A 3,394-nucleotide genomic window follows, 5' to 3' on the forward strand; every position below is an offset into this window, starting at 1 on the left:
GCCCCTGCCCCGAGCCCACCCATCTCCTCTCGAACCCGTCATCCGGCGGGCCGGATCTCCCGGCTCCCGGTGACCAGTTCGAAGGGGTCGGCCCCCGGGCTGGTCGGCGGTTTGCCGTTCGAAGTGGAGGGTCTTAGCATTGTCGTTCGGCTCTGCGGCCGGTGCCGGCGCGGAGCGAGCTCACCAGGTCACCAGAAAGGTCCATTCGTGCCGACCATCCAGCAGCTGGTTCGCAAGGGGCGCCAGTCGAAGCCCGCCAAGGGCAAGACGCCGGCGTTGAAGGGCGCCCCGCAGCGGCGGGGCGTGTGCACGCGCGTCTACACCACCACTCCCAAGAAGCCGAACTCGGCCCTGCGCAAGGTCGCCCGCGTCCGCCTCACGAGCGGCATGGAGGTCACGGCCTACATCCCCGGTGAGGGGCACAACCTCCAGGAGCACTCGATCGTGCTGGTCCGGGGCGGTCGCGTGAAGGACCTGCCCGGGGTCCGCTACAAGATCATCCGCGGCACGCTCGACACATCGGGCGTGCGCGATCGCAAGCAGGCCCGTAGCCGCTACGGCGCGAAGAGGGAGAGCTGAGGTGCCACGCAAGGGTCCCGCTCCCCGCCGGGAGCTGATGCCAGATCCCATCTACCGGTCGGTTCTGGTCACGCAGGTGGTCAACAAGGTCCTCCAGCGTGGGAAGCGTTCGATCGCCGAGGGCATCGTCTACGACGCGCTCGACCAGGTCCAGGCCAAGAGCGGCAACGACCCGCTCGCCACGCTCAAGCGCGCGGTGGAGAACGTGAAGCCGCAGCTCGAGGTCCGCAGCCGCCGCGTGGGTGGGGCCACCTACCAGGTGCCCGTCGAGGTCCGGCCCCGGCGGGCCACCACTCTCGCGATCCGCTGGATCGTCGGCTACGCCCGCCAGCGGCGCGAGCGGACCATGGCCGAGCGTCTGGCGAACGAGCTCATGGATGCAGCCAACGGGGTGGGTGCGTCCATCAAGCGCAAGGAAGACCTTCACAAGATGGCCGAATCGAACAAGGCGTTCGCGCACTACCGCTGGTAGTCCCTCGGCACCGGGGGACGGCGCGTCCCCCGCCGAAGCCCTGGTCCCCGGCCCCGCGCTGGGGACCGCCCGCGTCGGGTACTCCCTCGTGCCCGCCGGAGTCCGCACCGAACGAACAGACGCACACGACGCACTCTCACGAGCAGGAATCACGATGGCATCCCGCCCCGCACCCCTCGAGCGCACTCGCAACATCGGCATCATGGCCCACATCGATGCCGGCAAAACCACGACGACCGAGCGCATCCTCTACTACACCGGCAAGAGCTACAAGATCGGTGAGGTCCACGAGGGTGCTGCCACCATGGACTGGATGGTGCAGGAGCAGGAGCGCGGCATCACCATCACCTCCGCGGCCACCACCTGCTTCTGGGCCGACCATCGCATCAACATCATCGACACCCCTGGCCACGTCGACTTCACGGTCGAGGTCGAGCGGTCGCTGCGGGTCCTCGACGGTGCGGTGGCCGTGTTCGACGGGGTGGCCGGCGTCGAGCCCCAGACCGAGACCGTGTGGCGCCAGGCGAACAAGTACAACGTTCCCCGTATCTGCTTCGTCAACAAGATGGATCGTCTCGGGGCCGACTTCTATGCCGCGCTCGACAGCATCCGCGACCGCCTGGAGTGCACGACCGCCGTCGTGCAGCTCCCCATCGGTGCCGAGGGCCACTACAAGGGCGTCGTCGATCTGGTCACGATGGACGCACTGGTCTGGCTGGACGAGGAGCTCGGCGCGAAGTGGGAGGTCCAGGAGATCCCCGCCGACCTGGTCGAGCAGGCCCGGCAGTATCGCGAGGAGCTCATCGAGACCATCGCCACGGTCGACGAGGCCATCCTGGAGAAGTTCGCGGGCGAGGAGGAGATCACGGTCGATGAGCTGCGCGCCGCCATCCGGCGGGCGACCATCGCCGGTGAGGTGGTGCCCGTCTTGAACGGCTCGGCGTTCAAGAACAAGGGCGTGCAGCCCCTGCTCGATGCAGTGGTGTTCTATCTGCCCTCCCCGCTCGATCTCCCTCCGATCCAGGGCACGAACCTGAAAGGGGACGAAACGATCGAGCGGAAGGCGAGCGACAGCGAGCCGTTCGCCGCGCTGGCGTTCAAGATCATGACCGACCCTCACGTCGGGAAGCTCACCTACTTCCGCGTGTACAGCGGCACCTTGGAGAAGGGTTCGCAGGTCCTCAACGCCCGCACCCAGAGCAAGGAGCGCATCGGCCGTATCCTCGAGATGCACGCCAACGATCGGCAGGACCTCGACCAGGTCTTCACCGGTGACATCGTGGCGGGCATCGGGCTGAAGAACACCAAGACCGGCGACACGCTGTGCGACCCGGCCAACCCGATCGTGCTGGAGGAGCTGGAGTTCCCCGAGCCGGTGATCCACGTGGCGGTGGAGCCGAAGACGAAGGCCGATCAGGACAAGATGTCGAAGGCGCTCTTCGCGCTGGCCGAGGAGGACCCGACCTTCCAGGTCCGCACCGACGAGGAGACTGGCCAGACCGTCATCTCGGGCATGGGCGAACTGCACCTCGAGGTCCTCGTCGACCGGATGTTGCGCGAGTTCAAGGTCGACGCCACCGTCGGTAAGCCACAGGTCGCGTACCGCGAAACGATCAGTAAGCCGGTCGAGCGCTGCACCTACACGCACAAGAAGCAGACCGGTGGCTCCGGCCAGTACGCAGAAGTGACGATCTCGATCGAATCGACCGGGCCCGGTGGTGGCTACGAGTTCGTCGACAAGATCACCGGCGGCCGTATCCCGAAGGAGTACATCCCCTCGGTCGATGCCGGCATTCAGGAGGCCATGACCGCCGGTGTCCTCGCCGGCTACCCGACGGTCGACGTGCGAGCGACCCTGCTCGACGGCAAGTACCACGAGGTGGACTCGTCTGAGATGGCCTTCAAGATCGCCGGCGCGATGGCGTTCAAGGAGGCGGCACGCCAGGCGAAGCCGATCCTGCTGGAACCGATCATGTCGGTGGAGGTCGTCACCCCCGAGGAGTACATGGGCGACGTGATGGGCGACCTGTCGGCGCGGCGCGGCAAGGTCGGCGGCATGGAGCAGCGTGGCAACAGCCAGGTCGTCCGGGCGCAGGTACCCCTGTCGGAGATGTTCGGCTACGCTACCGACCTGCGTTCGCGGACCCAGGGCCGCGCCACGTACACGATGCAGTTCGACTCGTATCAACCGATGCCGTCGAACGTGCAGGAAGAGATCGTCACCCGAGTGCGTGGCGAGTAGGTCTTCGTCTTCCCCGTAGGTTCAGAAACGTCCCAGGAGAGAACGGTCATGGCACGAGAGAAGTTCGAGCGGACGAAGCCGCATGCGAACGTGGGCACGAT

Annotated in this window: 3 protein-coding genes; all 3 read left to right on the forward strand. The window is 66.7% G+C overall.

The window, feature by feature from the left end:
- Nucleotides 1-207 precede the first annotated feature (207 nt).
- The 3 genes from rpsL to fusA all read left to right on the forward strand — a co-directional run bounded on the left by rpsL (nucleotide 208) and on the right by fusA (nucleotide 3,293).
- The gene (gene rpsL, locus V7004_RS15390; RefSeq protein WP_208029724.1) at nucleotides 208-579 is read left to right on the forward strand and encodes a 30S ribosomal protein S12; all 372 of its coding nucleotides are present in this window, start codon (nucleotides 208-210) and stop codon (nucleotides 577-579) included.
- 1 nt (nucleotide 580) lies between these two features.
- Nucleotides 581-1,051, forward strand: a complete 471-nt coding sequence (gene rpsG, locus V7004_RS15395) for a 30S ribosomal protein S7 (RefSeq protein ID WP_334145106.1) — start codon at nucleotides 581-583, stop codon at nucleotides 1,049-1,051.
- A gap of 154 nt (nucleotides 1,052-1,205) precedes the next feature.
- Nucleotides 1,206-3,293, forward strand: a complete 2,088-nt coding sequence (fusA, locus tag V7004_RS15400) for an elongation factor G (protein WP_334145108.1) — start codon at nucleotides 1,206-1,208, stop codon at nucleotides 3,291-3,293.
- Nucleotides 3,294-3,394 lie beyond the last annotated feature (101 nt).

The sequence above is a fragment of the Rhabdothermincola sp. genome (genome assembly GCF_036846205.1).
Lineage (GTDB): Bacteria > Actinomycetota > Acidimicrobiia > Acidimicrobiales > Acidimicrobilacustridaceae > Rhabdothermincola.

Excerpts from the sequence above, each read along its gene's own strand:
- fusA (WP_334145108.1), top strand. The coding sequence starts at position 1,206 with ATGGCATCCCGCCCCGCACCCCTCGAGCGCACTCGCAACATCGGCATC.